At 74.1% G+C, this 26,290-nt stretch carries 17 protein-coding genes; 13 read left to right on the top strand and 4 right to left on the bottom strand.

Annotation, left to right across the window (positions count from 1 at the left end; genetic code table 11):
• Window positions 1–72 precede the first annotated feature (72 nt).
• Complete coding sequence (locus tag ACVWNX_RS02525) at window positions 73–3,519, bottom strand: AMP-binding protein (RefSeq protein WP_454412196.1); 3,447 nt, start codon at window positions 3,517–3,519, stop codon at window positions 73–75.
• Between the two features lie 390 nt (window positions 3,520–3,909).
• Here ACVWNX_RS02525 and ACVWNX_RS02520 point away from each other — a divergent pair, with 390 nt between their 5' ends.
• The 7 genes from ACVWNX_RS02520 (at window position 3,910) to ACVWNX_RS02490 (ending at window position 13,402) form a co-directional block, all read left to right on the top strand.
• Window positions 3,910–4,674 carry a thioesterase II family protein gene (locus ACVWNX_RS02520; protein ID WP_454412195.1) on the top strand — a complete coding sequence of 255 codons (765 nt, stop codon included), beginning with the start codon at window positions 3,910–3,912 and terminating at the stop codon, window positions 4,672–4,674.
• A gap of 94 nt (window positions 4,675–4,768) precedes the next feature.
• Complete coding sequence (locus tag ACVWNX_RS02515; RefSeq protein ID WP_454412194.1) at window positions 4,769–7,759, top strand: amino acid adenylation domain-containing protein; 2,991 nt, start codon at window positions 4,769–4,771, stop codon at window positions 7,757–7,759.
• 26 nt (window positions 7,760–7,785) lie between these two features.
• Window positions 7,786–9,654, top strand: a complete 1,869-nt coding sequence (locus tag ACVWNX_RS02510) for a non-ribosomal peptide synthetase (protein ID WP_454412193.1) — start codon at window positions 7,786–7,788, stop codon at window positions 9,652–9,654.
• Entirely contained in the window at window positions 9,651–11,012 is a 1,362-nt protein-coding gene (locus ACVWNX_RS02505) for a KamA family radical SAM protein (RefSeq protein ID WP_454412192.1), read from the top strand. The genes ACVWNX_RS02510 and ACVWNX_RS02505 overlap by 4 nt, the downstream gene beginning before the upstream one ends.
• Before the next feature lie 16 nt (window positions 11,013–11,028).
• Complete coding sequence (locus ACVWNX_RS02500; protein WP_454412191.1) at window positions 11,029–12,204, top strand: argininosuccinate synthase-related protein; 1,176 nt, start codon at window positions 11,029–11,031, stop codon at window positions 12,202–12,204.
• Window positions 12,205–12,496: 292 nt separating this feature from the next.
• The gene (gene panD / locus ACVWNX_RS02495) at window positions 12,497–12,925 is read left to right on the top strand and encodes an aspartate 1-decarboxylase (RefSeq protein ID WP_454412190.1); all 429 of its coding nucleotides are present in this window, start codon (window positions 12,497–12,499) and stop codon (window positions 12,923–12,925) included.
• Between the two features lie 123 nt (window positions 12,926–13,048).
• Window positions 13,049–13,402 (top strand): GNAT family N-acetyltransferase, encoded by a 354-nt coding sequence (locus tag ACVWNX_RS02490; RefSeq protein ID WP_454412189.1) that lies wholly within the window; start codon window positions 13,049–13,051, stop codon window positions 13,400–13,402.
• 15 nt (window positions 13,403–13,417) lie between these two features.
• Here the strand turns inward: ACVWNX_RS02490 and ACVWNX_RS02485 are convergent, their stop codons facing one another.
• Window positions 13,418–13,657, bottom strand: coding sequence for a DUF5133 domain-containing protein (locus ACVWNX_RS02485; protein WP_454412188.1), 240 nt, complete (start codon window positions 13,655–13,657; stop codon window positions 13,418–13,420).
• Window positions 13,658–13,835: 178 nt separating this feature from the next.
• On the opposite strand from ACVWNX_RS02485, the gene ACVWNX_RS02480 reads away from it, so the two are divergent.
• The 3 genes from ACVWNX_RS02480 (at window position 13,836) to ACVWNX_RS02470 (ending at window position 17,358) form a co-directional block, all read left to right on the top strand.
• Window positions 13,836–14,534, top strand: coding sequence for a TNT domain-containing protein (locus ACVWNX_RS02480; protein ID WP_454412187.1), 699 nt, complete (start codon window positions 13,836–13,838; stop codon window positions 14,532–14,534).
• Between the two features lie 87 nt (window positions 14,535–14,621).
• Window positions 14,622–14,855, top strand: coding sequence for a hypothetical protein (locus ACVWNX_RS02475; RefSeq protein WP_454412186.1), 234 nt, complete (start codon window positions 14,622–14,624; stop codon window positions 14,853–14,855).
• 757 nt (window positions 14,856–15,612) lie between these two features.
• Complete coding sequence (locus ACVWNX_RS02470) at window positions 15,613–17,358, top strand: bifunctional metallophosphatase/5'-nucleotidase (RefSeq protein WP_454412185.1); 1,746 nt, start codon at window positions 15,613–15,615, stop codon at window positions 17,356–17,358.
• A gap of 61 nt (window positions 17,359–17,419) precedes the next feature.
• Here ACVWNX_RS02470 and gndA read toward each other — a convergent pair whose 3' ends face one another.
• Complete coding sequence (gndA, locus tag ACVWNX_RS02465) at window positions 17,420–18,859, bottom strand: NADP-dependent phosphogluconate dehydrogenase (RefSeq protein ID WP_454412184.1); 1,440 nt, start codon at window positions 18,857–18,859, stop codon at window positions 17,420–17,422.
• 326 nt (window positions 18,860–19,185) lie between these two features.
• Here gndA and ACVWNX_RS02460 point away from each other — a divergent pair, with 326 nt between their 5' ends.
• A complete protein-coding gene (locus ACVWNX_RS02460) occupies window positions 19,186–20,547 on the top strand; it encodes a transglycosylase family protein (RefSeq protein ID WP_454412183.1) in 1,362 nt (453 codons plus the stop codon).
• A 108-nt stretch (window positions 20,548–20,655) separates the two neighbouring features.
• On the opposite strand, the gene ACVWNX_RS02455 is transcribed toward ACVWNX_RS02460, so the two are convergent.
• Window positions 20,656–21,945, bottom strand: a complete 1,290-nt coding sequence (locus ACVWNX_RS02455) for a DMT family transporter (RefSeq protein ID WP_454412182.1) — start codon at window positions 21,943–21,945, stop codon at window positions 20,656–20,658.
• Window positions 21,946–22,401: 456 nt separating this feature from the next.
• Between ACVWNX_RS02455 and ACVWNX_RS02450 the strand changes: the two genes are divergently transcribed.
• Both ACVWNX_RS02450 and ACVWNX_RS02445 read left to right on the top strand, forming a co-directional pair.
• The gene (locus tag ACVWNX_RS02450; protein WP_454412181.1) at window positions 22,402–24,774 is read left to right on the top strand and encodes a GH92 family glycosyl hydrolase; all 2,373 of its coding nucleotides are present in this window, start codon (window positions 22,402–22,404) and stop codon (window positions 24,772–24,774) included.
• A gap of 130 nt (window positions 24,775–24,904) precedes the next feature.
• The gene (locus tag ACVWNX_RS02445) at window positions 24,905–26,221 is read left to right on the top strand and encodes a wax ester/triacylglycerol synthase family O-acyltransferase (protein ID WP_454412180.1); all 1,317 of its coding nucleotides are present in this window, start codon (window positions 24,905–24,907) and stop codon (window positions 26,219–26,221) included.
• Window positions 26,222–26,290 lie beyond the last annotated feature (69 nt).

The raw sequence follows: 26,290 nt of genomic DNA, 5'->3' as shown, positions 1-26,290 counted from the left end.
TGGTGGATGTCGTCCCCTGGTGGGGTCTCACTCGTGACGGGCTCCGGCGCGGGACCGCCCCCGGGGCCGGACTCACCGGCCGTTCCCGGGGCGGCCGTCGAGGGCGCGCAGCGCCGACGGCACGTCCAGTTCGCCGCGTTCCAGCGCGCGCAGCAGCCCGAGTTCGTCCGTGGGCACCGGCGGGCGCCGGTCCGGTGTGACCGGGGCGTCGAGCGAGGCGCGGAACGTGGTGATCGTCGGATGCGCGAAGAGGTGGCCGACGGAGAACTCGTGACGGGGCAGCGTCTCGCGCATCCGGGCGTGCAGCACCATGGCGAGAAGGGAGTTGCCCCCTTGGTCGAAGAAGCTGCGGTCGGGGTGGACGGGGCGTTCCAGGACCTCCTCCCACACCCGGGTGACACGGGCCGTGAGCTCGTCCCCCGAGGCCGTCGCGGGGGGCTCGGCGCCGGACGGGGAGACGGGGTGCGCCCGTGCCGCGCGGCGGCGCATGAGCACCCGGTCCAGCTTGCCGCTCTCGCCGCGCGGCAGCGCGGCTTCCACGATGACGTGGCCCGGCACTGCGTGTTCGGGCAGCAGTCCGCGCAGGCCGTCCCGTACGGTCCGTTCGTCGATGCCCGCACCACCCACGAAGGCGACCAGTTCGGCTCCCCAGGCCCGCTCGGCGAGCAGCGCGAACGCCTCCTCGACCCCGGGCAGCCGCAGCAGACGGTCTTCGACCTCACCCAGCTCGACGCGGTGTCCGCGCACCTTCGCGAGGCCGTCCCGGCGCCCGTGGAACTCCAGGGCGCCCGCCTCTCCGAAGCGCACGAGGTCGCCGGTGCGCAGGCGGCGCGTCCCCCCGACGGTCTCGAAGCGGTCGCCGTCTTCGTGGCCGTTCACGGTGCGGTAGCCGAGGCCCACCTGCGGTCCGGTGAGCACGAGTTCGCCCACCGCGCCGTACGGCAGGGGTCGTCCCTCGCGGTCCACGACGGAGACGGCGGTACCGGGCAGCGGGTGGCCGATCGGGCAGAGGCCCGACCGGGAGGACAATCCGGGGTGGCATTCCTGGACGAGGGACTCGATGGTGCCCTCTGAAAGCCCGTATCCGTTGTACAGCGTCACGCCCTCCCACAACCGCGTCACGGTCTCCCGCATCTCGTGCAGGCGGAAGGTGTCGGCCCCGACGATGAGCGTGGAGAGGTCGGCCGGGGGCGTCGTGGCAGCGAGGTGACGGACCAGGCGGGACACTACGGCGGGTGTGGACTCCAGAAGGGTGATCCGCCACCGGTGTATCAGTTCCCCGGTCCGGACCAGGTCGATCCGGTCCTCGTCCGGGCAGATCACCAAGGTGCCGCCGGTGGCGAGGGCCTTGAGGACGTCCCCGACGAAGACGTCCGACGTCCAGCTGCCGAACTGCAGTACGCGCTGTCCGTCGGACAGCGCGTAGAACGACCGCCACGCCTCGACGACGGGCCGCAGCCCCCCGGCCGGGAGTCCGACGAGCCGGGGGGTTCCCGTGCTGCCCGACGTCGCCACGTGGTAGGCGGGGGAGCCGGGGGCCAGGGTCCGTCCGGGGAGACGGCCGAGGGGGGCCGTCCCGGTGGTCCGCCCGGGGTCCGACGGCTCCGGGAGCGAGGAGAGCGCGACGACCGTCCGGGGCGCCAGGGCCGCCGCCACCCCGGCGCGCCGCTCCGCTGTCCAGGAGGGGCTCGTCGGACACCAGGAGGCGCCCAGCGACCAGACCGCGCACAGGGCGACGACGCCCTCCACACCCCGTTCGCCCTCCAGGATCACCCGGTCCCCGGGACCGACGCCGCGCGTGGTGGCGAGCCACTCGGCCAACTCCTCGATCCGATGACGGAGTTCCCGGCGGGTGAGCACCCGCGTCCCGTGGACCAGCGCCGGCAGGTCCGGGTCCCCGGCCGCCAGCAGGTCGCCGACGCACCAGGCGGCGGGCGCGGTCGTGGTGCCCGAGAACGCGTGCGAGGCGTCCGACGGGGTGACCAGTCCGGCGGCCGGATCCACCTCGTCGAGCCGGGCGAGCCAGTACTCGAGGTCGCGGACGAGCGCGGTGACCGACGACCGGTCGTACCGCTCCGTGTCCCAGGCCACCTCGACCGTCACCCGGTCCTCCCCCAGGTCCACGGTGAGGCTCAGCTCGTCGCCGCTGGCGCCGGAGGCGAACAGCGGCCGTACGGGCGCTCCGGGAAGCCCCTCCTCCCGGCGGAAGTTCTGGAAGACCAGGGTGGAGGTGAACAACCGGCTCATGCCCGGCAGTCCGGCGGCCGCGACGACCTCGGCGTACGGCAGGTGGGCGTGCTCGGTGACGGCGACAGTCCGTTCCAGGACGCGTGCGCAGTCGGTGGTGAAGTCGTCGGACAGGCTCAGACGCAGGGGCAGCGTGTTGATCAGGAAACCGCTGGCCTCACCGGCGCCGGGGAGCACCGACACCGGGCGGGTGTTGACGGTGAGTCCCACACTGACGTCGGGCCCGTCCTGGTACTGGCGCAGCAGGTGCATCCACAGCGTGGTGAACACGCTGGCCCTGGTGAGCCGGTGCCGTCGGCTGAACCCGTCCAGCCCACGCACCGCCCCGGTGGACAACGCCCTCTCCCAGCTCCGCTGACCGGGCTGGCCGCCCGGCTCCCGGTCCCCCGGGAGCCGGGCGAAGGACGGGTCCGGCGCGGCGCCCGCGCCGGACATCTGCTCGCGCCAGAACTCCCGGGCGGCCCCGGCCGGGCCCGGTGACGCGATCCAGGACAGGTAGTCCGCACTGGACGGGCGCTCCGCGAGCGGCTCGTCCGGACGGGCCAGCCGGCGGTGGAAGTCCCCGACGCACTGCTCCATGGACCAGCCGTCCATGAGCGCGTGATGGCCCACCAGCACCAGGACCGTGTCCCTGGCGCCGTCGTCGCTGGTCCCGCCCTGCAGGAAGTGGGCGCGGAGCAGTTCGTCGGGGAACCGGCCCCGCAGCTTCCGGGAGCGTTCCCGGCACCACTCGGCCAGCGCGGGCCCTGGGCCCGGTACTCCGTCCGTCACGATCTCCAGGGCCGGTCCGTGCGGACCGATCAGCTGGAACGGGCCCGAGCCGTCGACACCGATCCGGGTCCGCAGCGCGCTGTTGGCCCGGACGGTCTCCCGCCAGGCGGCCCGGGCCTCCTCGGGCGTGGTCCGCGGGGGGAGGGCGTAGGCGAGGACCAGCCAGTAGGCGTCGCTGTCGGGTCTGCGCAGACCCTCGACGACCATGACCGCTTGGAGGGGTGTCAGCGGCAGCCGCACCGGGCCGTGGGGCCCCGGCTCCCGGCCGCCGGGACCGCCCCGGGCGCCGTCCACCCGTTCCGTGACGCGCTCCGCCTGTCCTGCCGCGGTCGCCGCCAGATAGAAGTCCCGTGGCGAGATCGACAGTCCGTCCTCCGCCAGCAGATCGATCACGCGCAGCGCGGACACCGAGTCCCCGCCGACTTCGAAGAAGTTGGACCGCGGAGATAACGAGTCGTTCTCCAGAACACGCTTCCAAGCCTGGAGTATTCGGTTTTCCATCCTCACGGTGAGCCTCGTGTCTTCCTGCCCGCGTTCGGCTCGACGGAGAGTTCCTGGACCTTCTCGCACGCCCCCATGGTGTCAGGCTCCGGTGAATGTCCGGCAGTTGCTTGAACGCGATCCTGGTCAAGCAGCGCACGGCGTCGGCCGAGATCTCCCAGAAAGCGCGCGAGCGCTTTCAGTTCACCGCCGGATGCTCGTCCCGCAGGGTGCGGAGTGTCAAGGATTCCCATCCACCCGGTGGGTCGCTTTCCGTTCAACTGCTCGCTCCTTTCAGTTGAACAACGGTGCCCGAGTCGGGGCGGCGGCTCGTAGTCTGACGGAACATGACACGGAAAGCACTCCCGTCGTGGCGGGAGGGCACGCGAACCTCACACCAGGAGGAGCGCAGTGGCGGACGACGACCCCTCGGATCGCGCTTGGTTCGGCACCGGAACCCCCACGGGGGCCAGGCTCTACGTCATTCCGCAGGCGGGAGGCGGTGCGGCGGCCGTCACGGAGCTGCGACGGGCGCTGGCGCCCGGAGTCACCGCCGTACCGGTCCGCGCCCCGTACCGCGAGTCCCGGATCGCGGAGCCGCTTCCCGAATCCCTGTCCGCCCTCGCGGCCGAGTTGGCGGAACGGATCGAAACGCATTCGGGTGGCGAACCCTTTCTGATCCTGGGGCATTGCTCGGGTGCTTTCCTTGCCTACGAGACGGCCGTGCGACTGGACGGAAGCCGGGGGCTGGCCGGGCTCGTCGTGTCCGCCCAGGTGGCCCCCGAACGTTTCGCGCCGGTCCGGACGCACACCATGTCCCCGAAGGGCTTCCGTGCCTATGTGGCGGAGCATGGACTCGTCCCCTCGGAAGTCCTCGCCGCTCCGCTTCTCTGGGAACTACTGGAACCGACGCTACGCGCCGATCTGAGACTTTATGAGGAGTACCGGCCGTCCGAACACGCGCTCACCGTACCGGTTCTTGCGGTACACGGCCGCCACGACAGACGATTTCCCGCCGCGGCGGCACAGGCATGGTCGTCGCGGACCACCGGCGGGTTCTACCGGCTGACCGTCGAACGCGACCACGACTATCTCGGCTCGCATCCCGAGGAGTTCGCCGCGGCGCTGACGGACGCCCTCGTGCGCTTCGCCCCCGCATTCGAGTCGCTCGGCTGAACCGGCAACGCGAGGAGACCGCGTGTCCGCACCTTCCCGATCCATCCGGCCCCGGCCCCCTTCCCCCCACCCCCTTCGGACGACGGTCCACGGGGTGGTCGAACACCGGGCCGCCCTGACCCCCTGGGCGATGGCCGTCCGGACGACGACCGGCGACCGGCTCACCTACGCCCAACTGCACCGGCGTGCCGTGGCGCTGGCCGGACGGCTGACCGCGCGGGGCGTGCGCCCCGGGCAGCACGTCGTCCTCCGCGTGCGACGCGGTACCGCGTTCGTGGTGTCCTGCCTGGCCGTCATGCGCGCGGGTGCCGTCTGCGTCGCGGTGGACCGGGAGTGGCCGCCCGCGCGGGTGCGACACGTCATCGACACCGCGGGAGCGCACCTGCTCACCGACGAGGACGGGGACGGCTTCCCGGCGGCACCCGCCCCCGGCCGCCGCAGGTTCACCCCCGGTCCGTCGGACGCCCCCGGCCGCGTGCCGCCGGAGACCCCTCCCCCTCCCGTCCTGGGCACCGACCCCTGCATGGTCTTCTTCACCTCGGGGAGTACGGGCGAGCCCAAGGGTTCGGTGACCCCCCACCAAGCCCTGGTCCACCGTTTCGTCGGCGTCGACTACGCGGACTTCGGGCCGGGCCGGGTGGTCCTCCAGGCGGCACCGGTCTGCTGGGACGCGATGACGATCGAACTGTGGTCGGTGCTGATGAACGGAGGCACCTCGATCCTCCTGGACGAGGACTCCCGGGTCACCCCCCGGCTTCTGCGCGGACTCGTCCGGGACGAGGGACTGGACACGCTCTGGCTCACCGCGGCCCTGTTCAACGCCCTCATGGACGACGACCCCGGGTGCCTGTCCGGAACGCGCCAGGTGCTGACCGGCGGCGAACGGCTTTCCGTCCCCCAAGTGAACCGCTTCAAGGCGGCCCATCCGAAGGTTCGCCTCGTCAACGGCTACGGTCCCGTGGAGACGACGGTGTTCGCCACCACACGGACCGTCCAGAGCGGGGACGCGGAACGCTACGGCCAGATCCCGCTCGGCACCCCACTGCCCCGCACCACCGTCCACGTCCTCACCCCGGAGGGGACGCCCGCCCCGCCCGGTGAACCCGGAGAGATCTGCGTGGGCGGCACGGGTCTCGCCCTCGGCTATCTGGGACGCCCCGATCTGACCCGGGAGCGCTTCGTCGTCCTCCCCTCGGGCGAGCGGGTCTACCGCACCGGGGACATCGGATGGCGGCACCCGGACGGGGTCCTGTTGTACGGGGGGCGCGAGGACCGGCAGGTCAAGATCCGGGGGCAGCGGGTGGAGCCCGGGGAACTGGAGCGCTGTCTGGAGGGCGTCGACACCGTCCGGCAGGCCGTGGTCACCGTCGTCCGCGACGGGGCGGGGACTCCGGTCGGACTTGCCGCGCACTGTCTAGTCCACCCGGGACGCTCCGCCGTGGAGGAAGCACGTGCCGTCTGCGCGACCCGGTTGCCGCCCTACCTCAGACCCGCGTGGATCCTTGACCACGGGACGTTCCCGCTGACCGCCTCGGGAAAGGTGGACCTCCGGGCCCTCGAACTGGAGGCGGCCCGGGCCCGGCGGTCCGCCTCGACCACGGACGAGGGACCGGCGTCCGGTCCGCTCGCCGCCTGCCTCGCCGAGGCGACGGCGCTGCTGGCCTGCCCCGTCGGACCGGACGACGACCTCGTCGCCCTGGGCACGGACTCCCTCCTCGCCATGCGTCTGGTCAGCAGACTGGAACGACGCCACCGGCTCCACGTCCCGTTCGGTGCCGTACGGTCGTCCCGGACGCCCCGGCGGATCATCGCGCGGGCCCGGCCGTTGACCGAGCCGGAACCACCGGACCCCCCGCACTCCGGCGAGGTCGCCGACAGCCGTCTGGACCTGTGGTTGCGGGAGCGGTTCAGCCCGGGGGACCCGGCCCAGCTGCTGGTGTCCTCGTTCGAGGTCCGCCCCGCCGTGGACACGGAGGCACTGGGAGCCGCGCTGCGGACCCTGGCGGCCCGCCACCCGGCGCTGCGCACCCGCTATCTGCCGGGGGACGGCCCGCCGCGTGCCGAGGTCGGCGCCGATCCCGGGTTTCCCGTGCTCCCCGCCCCGGCGCCGCCTCCGCAACGGGACGGTCCCGCCCGGTGCCCCGCGGAGTGGCTCGCTCCGTTCGACCTCGAGGCGGGCACCCCCGCGCGCTGTCTCGTGTCCCCACTGCCCGACGGGTCCCTGGTGACACTGGTCGTCCACCACATCGCCTACGACGGCTGGTCGGAGCACGTGTTCCTCTCGGAGCTGGGCGCCGCCTACGCCGCCGCCCGCGCCGGGACGGCCGCCGGGACCGCGCCCGGAGCGGCGGACGGCGAAGTGCGGCGACCGCCCCCGACGGGCCCGGAACGAGCCCGGGCCCGCGACCGGTGGCGCGAGCTGCTCAAGGGAACCGCCCCCCTTCCCCTCCCGCCCGGCGACGGACGGGGCGACCGCATCGAGGAGACGAGGATCGCTCTGGACGCCGGGCGGGTACGGGCGCTCCTGCGCGCCACCGCCGCCGACGATCCCCACCTGGCCGCCGTCACCTGGTACGGCAGGGCCCTGCACCGCTGCACCGGCGTCGACCGCTTCGCCGTGGGCTCCTACTTCGCCGGACGGGAGACGGCCGGCGAGGACGCCGTCGGCTACTTCGTCCGCCCGGTACCGGTACCGCTGGACTTCGCGTCCGGCGCCACCCCGGCGACGGTCGCCGCCGAGGCCGGGCGCTACTGGTCCCGCGCCCTCGAACTGCCGGCCCTCCCCCTCGAAGCCCTCGCCGACCTGGCCCCCCGCCCGTCCCGTTTCGGACTGCCGCCGGTCTTCCAGGCGGCGCTGGCCTTCCAGAACCTCCCCACGGGCGCGCTCCGTCTGGAGGGCCACCACGTGCGTCGCCGCGAGCTGCTGCCTCCGGCGGCTCCGTTGCCGCTGGCACTGCAGATCAGGCCGGGGCCGGACGGCGGCTGGGACGTCCGGCTCCAGTGCGACCCCACGCTCGTCCACCGGTCCGTCCTGCCCCGACTGGCCGGCCACCTCACCGATGCCTTCCCCTTTCCCCCCTCATGACCATTTCCGGCCCCGAAGGGCGACCCATGGCCATCAGCACCTCCGAACCCGCACCCCGACTGGACGTCCGTCTCGTCGACCGGCTCCTCCGCGACCCGGAGGCGGTCGCCCTCGTCGAGGGCGACCGGACCCTGACCGCGGGGGAGGTCCACGCCCGGGCCGAAGCCGTCGCGCGCAGCCTGCGCGAACTGGGGGTCGGCACCGGCGACCTGGTGGCCGTCCGCATGGAACGGTCGGCCGAATCCGTGATCGCCCTCCTCGGGGTGGTGTTCGCGGGGGCCGCGCACGTGGCCCTCGACATCGGGGACCCGGTGGCCCGGGCCCGGTACGTCCTGGCGGACTGCCGTCCCGCCGTGCTGCTGACCCACGAGGACCGGCACGACCAGCTCGCGGACCCGGACGGACCGAGGACGCTCCTCTTCGAGGAAGCCGAACGGGCCTCCTCGCGGACCGCCGTGGGCGCCGTGGGAGCAGCCCCCACGGGGTCCCCTGACGATCCGGTCGCCGCGATCTACACCTCCGGTTCCACCGGCCGTCCAAAGGCGTCGATGATCAGCCATCGGGCCCTGGCCCGCCGACTGGACTCGCTGCAGGGGACCCATCCCCTCGGCGAGGACGACCGCATCGTCCACCACACGGCCTACGGCTTCGACATGTTCCTCATCGAGGTGTACTGGCCCTTGCTGAACGGCTGCGCCGTGGTGCTCGCCGAACCAGGACGGCGACGGGACGGCGGGTACCTGGCGGAGCTGATCCGGGAGCACTCCGTCACGACCCTCTACTGCGTGGTGTCCTTGCTGGAGATCTTCCTGGCGGCCCAGCCCCCGGACCGGCACTTCCCCACGCTGCGCCAGGTCCTCACCGGTGGGGAGCCCCTGAGCCCCGCGCTGGTCCGCGCCTTCCACGAGCGGTCGCCGGCCACACTGACCAATCTCTACGGGCCGAGCGAGTGCACCGTCTACTGCACCGCGTGGCAGTGCCCGCGCGACCCGGCCCTGGAGAAGGTGCTGATCGGGCGGGCGATCGAGGAGACCTCGCTGTGGATCCTCGACGAGCGGGGGAACCCCGTGCCCGACGGCGAACCGGGGGAACTCCACATCGGCGGCACCGGTCTCGCCCTCGGTTACCTCAACCGCCCGGAGCTCACCGCGGAGCGCTTCCTCCCCGACCACCTCGGGGACCCGGACGGTCGCCTCTACCGCTCGGGCGACCTGGTACGGACCTTGCCGGGAGGAGACCTGGAATTCCTGGGGCGCCTCGACGACCAGGTGAAGGTCAGGGGGCACCGGATCGAGCCGGGAGAGGTGGAGGCGGCGGCGCGGCGCTCCGGCCTGGTGAGGCACGTCGCGGTGGTGGTCCACCGAACGGCCGACGCGGCGCGGCTCGTCGCCTTCGTGGTGCCCCGCGAGGACGGCCCCGAAGCCCCTGCGGAACTCGTCCGGCGGCTGCGCGAAGCGCTGGCGGCCGAACTGCCCGCGGTCATGGTCCCCGCCGTCGTCTCGGTGGTCGACCGGCTCCCGCTGACGGAGAACGGCAAGCTGGACCGGCGGACCCTGGTGGAGCGGGCCGCCGCCCAGTCACCCCTGACCCGCGCGGCGGAGGAGCCGCCCGCGGACACCCTGGAGAGCACCGTGGCGGGCCTCTGGGCGACCGCCCTCGGAGTGCCCGCCGTCGGCCGCGCCGACGACTTCTTCGACCTCGGGGGCACCTCGCTCAAGGTCATCCACGTGATGCGGGGGCTCCAGGAGGAGTTCGGGGTCGAACCGCCGGTGCAACTGCTGTTCCGGCAGCCGACCCTGCGGGGTTTCGCGGCCCTGCTGCGGGAGCACCTGGCGACCACCCCGGCCTCCCTCGTGCCCGGGGGCTCCCCCGGGGAAGGGACGGCCTCCCGGTGACCGCGTACACCTACCGGCACGTGCCCCTGGTGGAGCCCGACTGGCGGCGCTTCCCGGGGTGGCGGGGGGTGACCCGGGCCGACTGGGAGTCTCCGCTCTGGCAGCGCAGGAACAGTGTCAGGTCCGCGCGGCACCTGAGGTCGGTGCTGGGCGACACCGTGGGCGACGTGTTCTACGCGGATCTGGAGCGCGATCGTGTGCAGCGTGCCACCATGCCGGTGCGCGTGACGCCGCAGATGCTCAACACCATGGCCGCGAGGGCGGCCCCGGCGGGTCCCGGCGGCCTCACCGACGCCTTCTACGAGGACCCCGTCCGCCGGTACATGCTCCCGGTCTTCTCCGACCGGCGCTCCGACTGGCCCTCCCACCCCCGGGCCCAGCGGGACTCGCTGCACGAGCAGGAGATGTGGGTCGTCGAAGGGCTGACCCATCGCTACCCGACGAAGGTACTGGCCGAACTCCTCCCCACCTGCCCCCAGTACTGCGGCCACTGCACCCGGATGGACCTCGTGGGGTCCTCCACCCCACAGGTGGACAAGCGTCAGTTCGCCTCGAAGCCCCTGCCCCGGCTGGAGGCCATGCTGGAGTACCTCCGCACGCACCCCGAGGTGCGGGACGTCGTGGTGTCCGGCGGCGACGTGGCCAACCTCGCCTGGCCCAGGCTGGAGTGGTTCGTCGAACGGCTGGTGTCCATACCCAGCGTCCGGGAGGTCCGGCTCGCCTCCAAGGCGTTGATCGGGCTTCCCCAGTACTGGCTGAGCGGTGAGGTGCTGTCCGGGCTGGAGCGGATGGCGAAGATCGCGGCCGACCACGGTGCCCGGATCGCCCTGCACACCCACGCCAACGCGGCGGCCTCGGTCACCCCGCTCGTCGCGCGGGCCGCGCGGGCCGTGCTGGCGACCGGCATCCGGGACGTGCGCAACCAGGGCGTGCTGATGCGCGGGGTGAACGGGACCGCCGCGGAACTCCTGGACCTCTGCTTCGCCTTGCTCGACGAGGCCGCGATCATGCCCTACTACTTCTACCAGTGCGACATGGTCCCGTTCAGCGAGCACTGGCGCCTCCCGATCGGCGAGGCACAGCACCTGCAGGACCAGATCATGGGATACCTGCCTGGCTTCGCGACCCCCCGGATCGTGTGCGACGTGCCCTACGTCGGGAAGCGGTGGGTGCACCAGGCCGCGAGCTACGACCGGGTGCGGGGGATATCCCGCTGGAACCGGAGCCACCGCCTGTCCGCCCCGGGGGCCGGCCCCTCGTCCGAGGACGAGCCGTGCGCCTACTACGACCCCATCCACACCCTTCCGGAACAGGGACGACGGTGGTGGCGCGAGAACAGCGCGACCCCGGCGAGTTGAGTGAGGAGAACGGCACGTGACGAGCCGGGCGGACATACGTTCCTTCCACGACGTGACGGCGGGGCCGGACGGCCCCGACCTGCCGGTGGTGACGCTCTTCAGCGGCGGGCTGGACAGCTCCTACCTGCTGTACCGGCTGCGCTCCGCCGGTTTCACCCGCGTCCACGCGGTGAGCGTCGACATCGGAGACGAGGAGACCACGGCGGAGAAGCGCGGGATCACCGACCGGCTGGGGGTCGAACTCCACGTCGTGGACGCGAGGCACCAGTTCGCCGAGGAATACGTACGGCCCGCGATCGCCGCCCAGGCCGTGTACCTCGGAACCCATCCGATCAGTTCCTCGCTGAGCCGTCCCTGCATCGCGGGCCTGGCGGTCGAGTTCGCGGAGGAGATCGGTGCCCGGACGGTCCTCCACACCGCCAACCGTTCGCAGAACACCCTGCGAAGACTCAACGGGGCGTTCGGCCTGCTCGGATTCCCCGGGCGCTTCGGCAGCCCGTACGACCTGGAGCCGGTGGACCGGTCCCGCAAGATCGAGGAGCTGGGCCGGGCGGGCCTGGGCGGTTTCCGGCGACGCACGGTGAGCGTCGACTCGAACCTGTGGTGCCGGGAGTTCGAGTCGGGCGACCTGGACGACCCGGAGGACCACCCGGTTCCGGAGGAGCTGTACCGGTGGGCACGCGCGGCCCTGCCCACCGGTGCCGCCGAACTCGTGACGATCGGTTTCAAGTCCGGGGTACCGGTGAGCGTCGACGGCCGTGAACTCCCTTTCGTCGAGCTGATCGACACGCTCAACCGCCGTGCGGGCGCGCACGGCATCGGACGGTACAGCGGTCTGGAGCACCTGGCGGGCGGCGAGAAGGTGCTGGAGGTACGGGAGATGCCCGCGGCTCATCTGCTGCTGAGGACCTCGCGCCATCTGGAGACGGCCGTTCTGGAGGCCGAGACGATCCGGGAGAAGATGCACCTGGAGCAGATCTGGGTCCGGGAGGCGCTGGAGGGCCGGTGGTTCGGCGAACTGCGCCGGGCCGGTCAGAGTTTCCTGGAAAGCTGCTCTGAGCGGGTGACGGGCACCGTCACCTGGAAGCTGTCCGGGCAGTGCGCCGACACCCTGGCGATCCGCGCCGAGGCCCCGAGGTACATCCGGAACAGGGAGGACTGGGAACGCCGCTCCCTTCCGCACGTACGGTGACGCTCCAGGAGGCGGGCGGCGGCGTGGTCCGGCAACTGCGCGCGGACCGTGGCCACGACTCCGGCACGTACCCACGGCCGCTCTGGAAACGGTGCGCCGAACCGGTCGTCGCCCGCCGCGAGGTGCCCACGGCTCCGGCCAGGGACCGTCCGACGGGCAGTCGGGCAAGTGGTCGGCGTGATCCCTTGGAACACCCGGGGAATCCGTCTGTGCATGCGGCTCGTTGTAAGGTGAAGAACCGCCCTTGACCTGCAAAAACGCAGGCAGGGAGCTGATCTTCAGGAGTACCTCCATGCTGCGCACCATGTTCAAGTCCAAGATCCATCGGGCCACCGTCACCCAGGCCGACCTGCACTACGTCGGTTCCGTCACCGTCGACGCCGATCTCCTCGACGCGGCCGATCTGTTTCCCGGGGAGCTGGTCCACATCGTCGACGTCACCAACGGCGCCCGGCTGGAGACCTATGTCATCGAGGGGGAGCGGGGCTCGGGGGTCATCGGGATCAACGGTGCCGCCGCGCACTTGGTGCACCCCGGGGACCTGGTGATCCTCATCAGCTACGCCCAGGTCGCGGACGCCGAGGCCAGGGCCCTGCGGCCCCGGGTGGTCCACGTCGACGGCGACAACCGGATCGTCGCGCTCGGTGCCGACGCCTCCGAGCCGGTACCGGGCGGCGACACCCGGCGCGGTCCCCACGCGGTGGCGGGCGCCGCCACCTGAGCGGCCGATCCCGGCGCCCCGGCCCGTCCCGTACCGTCGGGAGCGGGACCGGCCGGGTCCGCCCCACGGGGCCGCACCGGCACACGGCACCGCGGCGCGGCACCGACGCAACGGGAGGACGGCATGACGGCCGAGGACGGGACGGAGATCCGGGACGACCGCGCGGCGGGACGTCTGGAAGCGCGTAGCGGCGGGGCGCTCGCCGGGCACGTCGTCTACTTCGTCCTGGACGAACCGGGCCGCGCCCTGGTGCCCGTCCACACCGTGGTGCGCCGGGAGTACGAGGGCCGTGGCGTCGCCGGGTCCCTCGCCCGCGAGCTGTACGCGATCGCCGCCCGTGAGGGCGTGCCCGTCGCCCCTCTCTGCCCGTACGTGGTGAAGTGGGCCGCCCGGCACCCGGAGGAGGCCCCCGCCGCCGATCCGGAGCTGCTGGAGGCGGCGAAGCGGTACGTCGTCGCCCACCCCGAGCTGTGGTGACCCGCCGCTGACTCCTCAGGCCGCCGCGCGCACGGCGGTCGGCCGGTGGGCGCCGCAGCAGTCCCGGGCGAGCGCCTCGTCCGCCGCGGCCACCGCCGCCCGGAGGTCGTCGGTCCCCGTCGCCTCGCACAGGGCGCGGCTCACGGACGCCAGTGATCGCCGCAGGGCCGGACGTTCCCGCTCGGCGAGGGCGATCCGCAGGGTCGCGTACCGGGTGAGCAGGTCTCGCAGTACTTCGGGTGACGGTGTCTGCACGGAGGACTCCTTACGGTCACCCTGCTTATGTCCCCTCACGGCGGGTCCACACCTTCGGATCAGCGGCCGGGGGTCCGACCGGCCTCTCCCGGCCAGGATCCGCCACGTATCGCGCCCGCCCGACTGCGGTGCGTAAGCTGTGCGCTCGGATGATCATCGCACCCGAGGAGATGACTGAGTGAACCGCGTCCGCATCCGTACCGTCCTGGCCGCGCTCGGTGTCGCGGCGACCGTGGCGACGGCCCCCGCCGCCCAGGCCGCCGCCCCGTCCGCCGGGACCGAGGGGGCAGCCCCCTCCGTCCGGTCCGCCGCACCCGCCGCTCCCTGCACCGGCGCGTTCGAGGGCGACCCCCGGCTCGGCCCCGAGACCCTCCCGGCCAAGCGGGACCGGCCGGTCGGCCCCCTGCTGCGTGGCTGGCAGCGCACCGGTCAGCTCGGTTCCCAGGACTTCCTGCGCAAGTACTGGGAGGGCCCGGCCGACACCGGTGGCTGGAAGTACCCGCCGAACGACGGCTTCGCCGAGGTCAACGGGCAACTAGACAAGGAGCCCGCCAAGCTGCGCAAGGGCCAGCGGCTGGACCGCTTCGGCTCCGAGTACGGTGCCTATCTGGCCCCCGCGGGCGCCCCCTACGCCAAGCGGGCGCTGCCCCCGCAGAGCCTCAACACCCGTGACGCCGCCGTCCCCTGCGACTACCGCGTCTACAAGGTCGCCAAGCCGTTCTGGGTCTGGAAGGGCGGCATCGCCCCCTGGTTCGAGCAGCCCGGCGGCGGCCAGCAGATCAAGCTCGACCCCGTCTTCCTCGACCCGGGGCAGGGCCAGCGGCTCAACGTCAAGTGGCTCCTCGACAACGGCTACCTCACCCGGGCCGCCCGTTGAGCCGTCCGGTGACCGTCCCGCCGTGTCCGGTCGCTCCGGCCGGTCCGGCGGTCATCCCGGCGGGCGCGGGCGCGGGCCGGTGATCCGGTGAACCGCGCCGAGCTGCGCGGCGCGCTCGTCGTCGCGGGCGTCCCCGACGGCTACTACCGCGTCGAGGGCGTCCACGAACCGTCCCCCACCCCGACCGACTTCCTGTTCCTGCGGAGGGCGGAGGACGGCGGCTGGGAGACGGGCGCCTACGAACGGGGGCGGCACGAGGTGATCGCGCACCACCCGACCGAGGCCGACGCCTGCGCCCATCTGCTGCGGCTGCTCACCTGACCCGGTCCCCGGCCGTCCCCCTCGGGGGTGAGTGACCGGGACCGGAGCGGGCAGGCGGGGGAGGAGTGCGGAAGTCACCCCTCACGGAGGACACGATGACCCACCCCTTCCCCGACCCCGTCCCGCCCGGACCCACCCCGGGGCCGCTGCCCGGCCCCGACCGCCCGACGCCCCCGCCGACGCCACCGCTCCCGGACCCGGCTCCCACCCCGCCCGCCCCGCCGCGGCCACCGACCCCGCCCGGCCCCGATCCGGTCCCGCCGTCGCCCGTGCCCGGGCCCCCGGGGCCGGAGCCCGTCCCCCGGCCTGGCCCGGTCGGCTGACCCGCTGACCCGCCGCCGTGACGCCCGCCCCGGGCGTCACGGCACGGAGGACCCCGGGGAAGCGGAACCGCGTCCGGGGAAGCCCGTACGGAAGGGGAAAGCCCCGTACGGAGCCCTGTACGGGACCCGTAGGCAAGCGGAAGCGCCGTGCGAACCCCGCACGGAAGCGACGGAGAGCCCGCGTCGGCGGGGAAGCGACGGAGCCCGGATCGGCAGGGGAGCCCGGCGCGGAAGCGAGCCCCCGGGACCGCGAGCCCGGCCCCCTCCAGGACCGTGATCCCGGCCCCTGGGCCCCCCGGCCCCCGGGACCGCGACCCCGGGACCCCGGCCCCGCCGGGCGGCCACGCCCCCGTCGGGTGAACCGTTTCGGCCGTCCGGGCGACACGCTCCGATGGTGTCGGCCCGACCCGTCCCGGAGCGCTAGAACACCCTGAGTGATCAGCAGAATCATCCGGCGCGGCGCCCCCGTGCGCGCCCTCGCCCTCGGCTCCCTCCTCTCCCTCCTCCTGACCTCGCCCGCCCCGGCGGCCCCCGGGGCCCCGGCGCCCCGGGACCCCGTGCCCGTCCAGCTCCTCGCCCTCAACGACCTGCACGGCAACCTCGATCCGGTGGCCGGGGCGTCCGGCCGGATCACCCACCGGGGGCCGGAGATCCAGGCGGGCGGACTCGCCCAGGCGGCCACCCTGCTGGAGGCCGCGCGGGCGGGTCAGCGCAACACCCTCACCGTGGCGGCGGGCGACATGATCGGCGGCAGTCCGCTGATCTCCGCCCTCTTCCACGACGAACCGACCGTCGAGGCCCTCGGCGAACTCGGGCTGACCGTCTCGTCCGCGGGCAACCACGAGTTCGACGAGGGCGCCGCCGAACTGCGCCGCGTCATCGACGGCGGCTGCCACCCCGAGGACGGCTGCGCCCCCGACGCCCCGTACCAGGGCGCGGACTTCGACTACCTGGCGGCCAACGTCACCGCCAAGGGCGCCACCGAGCCCCTGTTCACGCCCTACGCGATCCGGACCCTGCCCGGCGGACAGCGGATCGGCTTCATCGGCGTCGTCACCAAGGACGCGCCCAGCGCCATCAACGCGGCGATGATCCGGGACGTCGAGTTCCACGACGAGGTGCCCGTCATCGCGCGCTACTCCCGTGAACTGACCCGGCGCGGGGTCCGCGCCCAGGTGCTCCTGGTCCACGAGGGCGAGGCCGTCAGCGGCACCGCGGGCGCGCGGTGCGACGAGGGCGGCCCGGGCGCCCGGCTGAACGGCCGGATCAAGGACATCGCGGAGCGCGCCACCAGCGCGGTCGACGTCGTGGTCAGCGGGCACTCCCACCTCTCCTACGAGTGCGTCGTCAAGGATCCGCGCGGGCGGGCCCGCGCGGTCACCCAGGCCGACTCCTTCGCCCGTTCCTTCACCGATCTGCGGTTCGACCTCGACGCGCGCGACGACGTCGTCCGGGACTCGGTGCGGGCCGTCCACGTCCCGGTGCCCGTGACCACCGCCCCGCAGCCCGCGATGGCCAAGCTCGTCGAGACCTGGCGGGCCCGTTCCCAGGAACTGGCGGCCCGGGTCGTGGGATACATCGCCGGAGACCTGCCGGGCCGGGGGTCGACCCTGCCCGAGACCCCGCTCGGCAGCTTCCTCGCCGACGCCCAGGCCGCCGCGACCCGGGCCCGGGGCGCCGATCTGGCCCTGCTCAACTCCGGCGGGATGCGCGCGGACCTCGTCCACCGGGGCGACGGCGCCGTCACCTACGCCGACGCCTACCAGGTCCAGCCGTTCGACAATCCGCTGTGGGTGCTGCCGCTGACCGGGGCCCAGCTCACCACCGCGCTGCGGCAGCAGTTCAGCGGGGAGAACGAGGCCGTCCCGCGCTACCTCCAGCTCTCGGACGAACTGCGCTACTCGGTCGACCTGAGCCGCTCCGGGGCGGACCGGCTGCTCGCGGAGACCATCCGGGTCAAGGGCGAACCGATCACCGCCGACGGCGTCTACCGGGTGGCGCTCAACGACTACCTCGCCAACGGCGGCAACGGCTTCCCGGTCTTCGCCGAGGTCACCACCCGTGAGGGCGGCGACACCACCGACCTGGAGGCCCTGGTCACCTATCTGGAGACGACCACCTCAGCGACGGCGCCCGCCCCGGTGCCCGCGCCCGGCCGGATCACCTTCGTGACCCCGTAGCACCCCGCCCGTGTGCGGGCCCGGCCGTCCGGGCCCGCACACGCGCCGGAACGTCAGAACGTCAGACGGCCACCTCGGAGCGGTCGCCGCCCCACAGGGTGTGGAACGACCCCTCGCGGTCGGTGCGCCGGTAGGTGTGCGCCCCGAAGAAGTCCCGCTGGCCCTGGGTCAGGGCGGCGGGCAGCCGCTCGGCGCGCAGCGCGTCGTAGTAGGCCAGCGCCGCCGAGAAGCCGGGCGTCGGCACGCCCTGCCGGACCGCGGTGGCCAGCACCTCCCGCCAGTCGTCCTGGGCCGCGCCGATCTCCCGGGCGAACCCCTCGTCGGAGAGCAGGCCCGGCAGTCCGGGACGGGCGTCGTACGCGGCGCGGATGCGGTCGAGGAACGCCGCCCGGATGATGCAGCCCTCCCGCCAGATCGACGCCACCGCGCCCAGGTCGACGTTCCAGCCGTACTCCGCGCTGCCCGCGGCGATCTCGTGGAAGCCCTGGGTGTACGAGACGATCTTCGACGCGTACAGCGCCTGCTCCACCCGGGCGGCGAACGCCTCCGCGTCCGCCCCGTCCAGCGGCCGGGCCACCGGTCCGGCCAGCGAACGGGAGGCCGCCCGCAGCCCGGCGTGGCCGGACACCGCCCGGGCGAACACGGCCTCCGCGATCCCGGACACCGGCACCCCGAGGTCCAGCGCGATCTGCACGGTCCAGCGGCCGGTGCCCTTCTGCTCGGCGCGGTCCTGGACGACGTCCACGAACGGCTTCCCGGTCGCCGCGTCCACGTGCGACAGCACCTCGGCGGTGATCTCGATGAGGTACGAGTCCAGCCGTCCGGTGTTCCACTCCCGGAAGACCTCCGCGATCCGGGCGGGGGAGTAACCGGCCACCTCGCGCAGCAGCTGATACGCCTCGGCGATGAGCTGCATGTCCGCGTACTCGATGCCGTTGTGCACCATCTTCACGAAGTGCCCCGACCCGTCCGGGCCGATGTGGGTCACACAGGGCGTGCCGTCCGCCGCCTTCGCGGCGATCCGCTCCAGCATCGGGCCGAGCGAGGCGTAGGACTCCTCCGGCCCGCCGGGCATGACGCTCGGTCCGTGCAGCGCGCCCTCCTCGCCGCCGGAGATGCCCGCGCCGACGAAGTGCAGGCCCCGCTCGCGCAGCTCCCGCTCCCGGCGCCGGGTGTCGGCGAAGTGGGCGTTGCCCCCGTCGATGATCATGTCGCCGGGCTCCAGCAGCGGGGCGAACTCCCGGATCACCGCGTCCGTCGGCTCGCCCGCCTTCACCATGACCACCAGCCGCCGGGGGCGTTCCAGGGCGGCGACGAACTCCTTCGCGCTCTCGGCGGGGACGAAGACGCCCTCCTCGCCGAACTCCGCCACCAGCTCCCGGGTCCGCTCGGCGGTGCGGTTGTGCACGGCCACGGAGTAGCCGTTGCGGGCGAAGTTGCGGGCGAGGTTGCGTCCCATCACGGCGAGACCCGTGACACCGATCTGAGCGGTGGCGCTCATGGTCGTGGCTCCTGTCGACGTACCGAACTCGATCACTCGGTCACCGGTGTCACGTCCCCCTCCGGGGCGTGCCACCGGCGCCTTCCTGAAGGGGAACCCCCTCGGGGTCGCGGCGGATTCCCGCACGCCGGAGTGACGAGCGTCGCTCCGGCGAATCGCGCACTTCCTGATGGTCCATCAGAAAGTGTCCGGAGGGCGGGATTCCGCGCCCCCCGTGCGCCGGACGGGCGACCGATTACCCTCTTGTCCGGCCGGTTCGCAGCGCATAGTTTGGCGAATCCTGATGCCTTGGGGGCCCACCCCAGAGGACAACTAGGGGGCACCGAATGGCTGTGCGTGGCCGACACCGCAGGGTCCAGCCGAAGCGGATCAACCGGACCTCACTGACCCTCACCGTCGGCGGCGCCGGAATCGCCATGCCGCTGGTCGGGGCCGACCTCGCGCACGCCGCCGACGTCAGCACCTGGAACAAGGTCGCCGCCTGCGAGTCCAGCGGGGACTGGAACACCAACACCGGCAACGGCTACTTCGGCGGACTCCAGTTCACCCAGTCCACCTGGGAGGAGTACGGCGGCCGGGCCTACGCCCCCCGCGCCGACCTCGCCACCCGCGACCAGCAGATCGCCGTGGCCGAGAAGGTGCTCAAGGGACAGGGCCCCGGCGCCTGGCCCACCTGCTCGGTCCGCGCGGGCCTGACCAGGGGCGGTGACGCCCCCGCCGTCAACCCCACGGCCACCCGCGCCAAGGCGGCGCCGGAGCGCTCCGTACGGGACGTCAAGCCGGAGACCACCCCGCAGTCCCGGGCGGGCAAGGCGGAGATGTACACCGTCGTCCGCGGTGACAGCCTCTCGGAGATCGCCGACGAGCGCCGGGTCTCCGGCGGCTGGCAGCGACTGTACGAGGGCAACCGTTCGACGATAGGGAGCGATCCCGACCTCATCGTCCCCGGCCAGCGTCTCTCCCTGGACCCCCGGGCCCGTACCGCGAAGCCCCGGCAGGCCGACCGCTCCACCGCCCGGGAACGCGAACGGGACCGCTCCGAGAGCCGCCCCGGAAGTGGGCAGCGCGCCGGTGAGCCGTCCACCGCGAAGAAGCCCACCGCCCGTAAACCGTCCGCCGCGCCCGAGAAGCCCCATCGGGATTCGGCCACGCCCAAGGCGAACCCGAAGGCCGAGCCGAAGGCCGCTCCGAAGTCCACGCCCAAGGCGAAGCCGAAGCCGAAGGCCGCCCCCGAGCGGGCCCGGACCGCCCCCGCCACCCGCAGCGACGAACGCCGCTCCACCGGTTCGCTGTCCTCCCCGGTCGCCGCCGCCACCGGCACCGCGTACCGGGTCTCCGGCAGCCACTGGTCCAAGGGCTACCACACCGGTGTCGACTTCCCCGTACCGACGGGCACGTCGGTACGGTCCGTCGCCAACGGCCAGGTGGTGTCCGCCGGGTGGGCCGGGTCGTACGGCTACCAGGTCATCGTCCGGCACACCGACGGCCGGTACAGCCAGTACGCCCACCTCTCGGCGATCTCCGTGCGGTCCGGACAGAGCGTGGTGAGCGGACAGCGCATCGGCCGCTCCGGCTCCACCGGCAACAGCACCGGACCCCATCTGCACTTCGAGATCCGCACCGGGCCCGGCTTCGGCACCGACATCGACCCGGTGGCCTATCTGCGCGCGGGGGGCGTCCGCATCTGACGGCGGCCCGTCGCGCGCCGGACGGGCGGGCGTCGGCCGGGCGGACCGGGTACGGGGCGCCTCCGCCCGGATGCCGGGCCTCCGCCCGGACCCCGGGTTCCGGACGCCTCAGATGCCCACCCGGTGTCTGCCGCCGGGGCTCCGGTAACGGTGCCGCTCCCGCACCGGCCCCACCACCGGGTCCCGGGACAGCCGCAGCACGTCCGGCCCCCGCTCCCGTGCCCCGTCGCGCTGCGCCGGAACGCCGGGCGCCCCGGAGGGCAGGACCGGCAGCACGGGGAAGCCGTCGAACGACCCGGGCGACCCCGGGGGTCCACCGGGCGGGCCGGCCACCGGCTCCACGGCCGGGCCGCTCACCGCCCCGTCGAACGCCCCGTCGTCCGGACCTTCCGGCGAGCCGTCCGGCCCGATGGCCGGCCCACCGACCGGAACGGACCGCGCGTCCCGTTCCCCGGCCGTCCGCACCGCCCCCGGAGCACCGGTCCGGGACACCGCTCCCGTGACGGCCTCCGGTGGCTCCGCCCCGGTCCCCGTCCGCGTTCCCGCTTCCGTCCCCTCCGGGGTCGGACCCTCGCGCTCGATCCGCTCGGTCGTCAGCAGGATCAGCCCGCCCGCCGCGACCACCCCGCACCCCAGGGCCAGCAGGGTGCCCGTCGTCCCGAACCGGAACGCCTCGCCCAGCAGGGTCAGTCCGACCGCCGCGGCCACCGCCGGGTTCACCACCGTCACCGTCGACAGCGGTGCCGCCAGCCCCGCGCCCCGGTACGAGGACTGCGACAGGGTCATGCCGACCGTCGCCAGCAGGGCGACCACCGCCAGGTTCGGCAGGTCCAGCGCCCCGACGCCGTCCGTCCACTCCACCGCCAGGGCCTTGGTGAACACCGAGGCGACTCCGAACGCCACCCCCGCCCCACCGGCCAGCAGCAGCCCGCGCACCACGGGCCGCCGGTGTGCCGTCCGGGCCGCCAACGTCAGCGTCACCAGCACCACCACGGTGAGCACGGCCAGCGCCAGCCGCTCCCCGTCCGTCATCGCCCGGTCGCTCCCGGCCCCGGTCAACGCCAGCATCCCGGCCAGTCCGACGGTCGCCATCAACGCCCCGCGCCAGGCCGCCGGGCCTGCCGTACGGCCCATCAGGACGGCCGCCATCGGCAGCGCGAACACGATGGTCAGCGCGCCGAGCGGCTGCACCAGACTGAGCGGTCCGTACGCCAGCGCCACCACATGGAGCAACGCGCCCACGCCGTTCAGCCCCACCGCGCCCCACCACACCGGACGCCGCGCCAACGCGTAGCCGCCGGACGCGCCGTCCGCCACCCGCTCCTGGAGGATCGCCCCGCCCGCGTACGCCACCGCCGACACGAGGCACAGCGCCACCGCGAACACGAACCCGCTCATACGGGCCCCCCAGGGGAACGGTCGGCCCTGCGCGGAGTGCGGCGCGCCGGGCGCGACGGTGGGTGGGATGTCATGGTTCCCAGCATTCCGCTCATCGGACCCCACGTCGTCGTACCTGAGCACGCAATCCGTCCTACTGCCGATGGAGTAGGACCCCGAGAGATCACCCATCCCGGTCGTCCCCAAGGTGGACCCCGGGTGCCCCGGACCCGCCGTCCGGGGGGTCCGCCGCCCGGTGGGCGGCGCCCTCGGGAGGCCGTCCGGGGGACAGCGCACCCCGGCCCGCCCGGCGCCTTGACCCCTTTCACCCCGCTGCCAAGAATGAGCCCCCGCCGCCCCGTTCACCGCTTCCGCACCACCGGTCCCGCCCCACCCCGTACGCGCCGGTGTCCCCGTCCGGCACGGTGCGCGCGGTACGGCGGGGCAACCCCCACCCCCTCCCGGAGGTCTCCCCCCATGCCACGGACCAGGCGACCGCGCCCCTCGCGCCGGGTCGCGGCGGCCCTCGCGCTGACCCTCGCGTGCGCCGTCACCCCCGTCACCGCCCCGGCCGCCGCCGCGCCGGAGCCCGTCGCGTCCCGGCTGACGGACCTGGTGAACCCGTTCATCGGCACCGCCGACGAGGGCAACACCTACCCCGGCGCGGCCGTGCCCTTCGGCATGGTCCAACTCTCGCCCGACACCGGCCACAACACCGGCTACGACCACGCCGACACCCGGATCCGCGGCTTCTCCGCCGTCCACCTCTCCGGGGTGGGCTGCCGGATCGGCGGCGACCTGCCGGTGCTGCCGACCACCGGGGACGTCACCGAGACCGACTACGCCAAGTACGCCGTCCCCTTCGACCACGCCGACGAGAGCGCCGCCCCCGGCTACTACCGGGTCGACCTCGGCAACGGCGTCCGCGCCGAACTCACCGCCACCACCCGCACCGGCGTCCAGCGCTACACCTTCCCCGCGACCGACCGGGCCAACGTCCTCCTCAACGCCGGTCAGGCGCTGCACCGCAACCGCGCCAGCGAGGTCGAGGTCCTCGACGACCGCACGGTCCGCACCAGCATCACCGGCAGCGGCTTCTGCCAGGCCACCGAGCCGTACACGGTCCACACCCTCACCCGCTTCGACCGCCCCTTCACCGCCCACGGCACCTGGCGCGGCGGCACCCTCACCCCCGGCGCCGACCGGGCCGCCGCCACCACCGGCCGCAGCGGCGCCTGGCTCCGCTTCGACACCCGCGGGGACCGCACCGTCGAGGCCACCACGGCCCTCTCCTACGTGGACGCCCGGGGCGCCGGGGCCAATCTGCGCGCCGAGGGCGGCCGTTCCTTCACCCGGGTCCGCGAGGCGGCCCGCGCCGCCTGGGAGGACCGCCTCGACGACGTCCGGGCCCACGGCGGCGGCACCGCGCTGCGGCGCACCTTCTACTCCTCGCTGTACCGGTCCTTCCTCGCGCCCAACGTCGGCGACGACGTCGACGGCCGCTACCGGGGCTGGGACCGGCGGGTCCACCGGGCGCGGGGCTTCACCTACTACCAGAACTGGTCCCTGTGGGACACCTACCGCACCCAGGCCCAACTGCTCGCCCTGCTGGCGCCCCGCGAGTCCCGGGACATGGCGCTCTCGGTGCTCCAGGTCGGCGAGGACAGCGGCTGGCTGCCCAAGTGGGGCTACGGCCCCGTCGAGACGAACATCATGACCGGCGACCCGGTCACCCCCTTCCTCACCAACGCCTACCAGCAGGGGCTGCTCGCGGGCCACGAGGAACGGACCTATCAGGCCCTGCGCCGCAACGCCGACGGCGTCCCGCCCGCCGGTTCCCCGGCGGTCGGCCGGGAGGCCAACGCCGAGTACCTGGCCCGGGGGTACGCGCCCTATCTGAAGGGCCGTCCGCACGCCAAGCCCGGCGACTCCGACTACGACCACGGGGCGTCCGCCACCCTGGAGTACGCCCTCGCCGACGCGGCCCTCGCCGGGATGGCCCGCGACCTCGGCCACCACGCCGACGCCCGCCGCTACACCGACCGCTCCCGCTCCTACCGCGCGCTCCTCGACCCCGCCACCGGCTTCTTCCGCGCCCGCGACGCCTCCGGCGCCTTCACCGGGCCCGCCGACCCGGCGCACGGCGTCGGCTTCCACGAGGGCACCGCCTGGCAGTACCAGTGGCTCGTTCCGCAGGACCTGCCCGGCCTGATCGACCTCCTCGGCGGCGCCGAGCGGACCAACGAGCGCCTCGACGCCTTCTTCGCCTACGACCGGCTGCTCGCGGACCCCGCCCGCACCGCCCGCGAGGTCTGGGTCAACCGCCCCTACGCCTACTACGGCGCCGCCACCTACAACCCGCAGAACGAACCCGACCTCATCGCCCCCTACACCTACCTGGCCACCGGACGCCCCTGGCAGACCACCGACGTGGTGCACGCCGCGCTCACCCTCTTCACCGACGCGCCCACCGGCATGACCGGCAACGACGACCTCGGCACCATGTCCGCCTGGCACGTCCTGTCCGCCCTCGGGATCTACCCGGTCCGCCCCGGCACCGACGTCTGGGGACTGTCCACCCCCGTCTTCCCCCGGGTGGACCTGGTCCTCGACCGCCGCCACCACCCGCACGGCGGCTTCACCATCCGGGCCCCCGGCACCTCCGCCGACCGCCGCTACGTCCGGTCGGTCCGGCTCGACGGCGCCCCCCACTCCCGCACCCAGCTGACCACCGGCACCCTGCGCGCCCTGCGCGAACTGTCCTTCGAGGTCGGCACCGCGCCCTCCGACTGGGGCACCGCAGCGCACGCCGCGACCCCCGGCCCGGTCCCCGGAGCCGCCCGCCGCTGAGCCGCCCGGCGGACCGCCGCCTCCCGGACGGGGGACTTCCCGGGCCGCCCGTACGCGTGCCGACCGCGCCGGGCCCCGGCCGCCCCCGACGCTTGAGGGCGCACCCCCGTCCCCCATCCGGGAGCTGACCATGGGCACCGATCCGCTGGCCCCCCTCGACCTGGCCTTCTGGAGCATGGAGTCGGACCGGCACCCCCTGCACATGGGAGCCCTCGGGGTCTTCACCGCGCACGCCCCGGGGGCGGCCCGGCACGCCGCCGAACTGCTCGCCGTCCGCGCCGCCGCCGTCCCCGGACTGCGGATGCGGATCCGGGACGTGACGGTGCCCCTCGGCGGCGCGGCCCGGGAACCGTCACCCGGCTTCGACCCCCTCGCCCACGTCCGCCTCACCGAGCCCGTCGCCGACTTCCACACCGCCGCCGGACGGGCCATGGGGCTCCCCCTCGACCGGACGAAACCGCCCTGGGAGGCGCTGGTCCTGCCCGCCGAGGGCGACCCCTCCTCCTTCGCCGTGCTGTTCAGGTTCCACCACGCCCTCGCGGACGGACTGCGCGCCCTGGGGCTCGCCGCCGCCGTCATGGACCCCACCGGCGCCCCCGACGACCGGCCGCCCCGCGCCCCGGAGCGCGGCACCGGCCCGCCGCCCGGCCCCGAGCCCCTGGCCGAACGGCTGCGCGGGGCCGCCGCCGGGCTGGCCCGGGTGCTCGACGTGGGTGCCGCCCTGGCCCGCGCGGGCTGGGACGCCCGCCCCCCGGCCGCCCTGACCTCCCCTCCCTCGGGCACCCGCCGCACCGCCGGGGTGCTGCTCGACCTGGACGACGTCCACCGGGTCCGCAAGAGCGCCGGGGGCACCGTCAACGACGTGCTGATCGCCCTGGTCGCCGGGGCGCTGCGGCGCTGGCTCGACGGACGCGGGGACGACGACGGGGTCCGCCCCCGGGCGCTGGTCCCGGTCTCCCGGCGGCGCCGCCGCACCGGGCACCCGCCGGGCAACCGGCTCTCCGGCTACCTGGTGCGGCTGCCCGTCGACGAACCCGACCCGCTGGCCCGGCTGCGGGCGGTGCGCACCGCCATGGACCACAACAAGGAGGCCGGTCCGCACCGGGGGCCCGGGGCCGTCGCGCTCCTCGCCGACCATCTGCCCCCGCTCGGCCACCGGGTCGGCGGACCGGTGCTGGCACAGGCCGCCCGGCTGCTGTTCGACGTGCTCGTCACCAGCGTCCCGCTGCCCAGCCTCGGGCTGCGGCTGGGCGGCTGCCCGCTCACCGAGGTCTATCCGCTGGCCCCGCTCGCCCACGGCCAGGCCCTCGCCGTCGCCGTCTCCACCTACCGGGGCGGGGCCCACGTCGGGCTGGTCGCGGACGGCGTCGCCGTTCCCGACCTGGACGTCCTCGCGGCGGCCTTCACCGCCGAACTCGCGGCCCTCGGCGCGGCCGCCGGAGGCTGAGACCGGCCCGGTCCCCGTCCGCCGGCGGGCCGCTGTTTGGCGTCCCGGCCGGGCCCTCCCGTAAAGTTC

It is taken from the genome of Streptomyces sp. JNUCC 64, from assembly GCF_054484115.1.
This window is presented reverse-complemented; position numbering and strand designations above follow the sequence as displayed.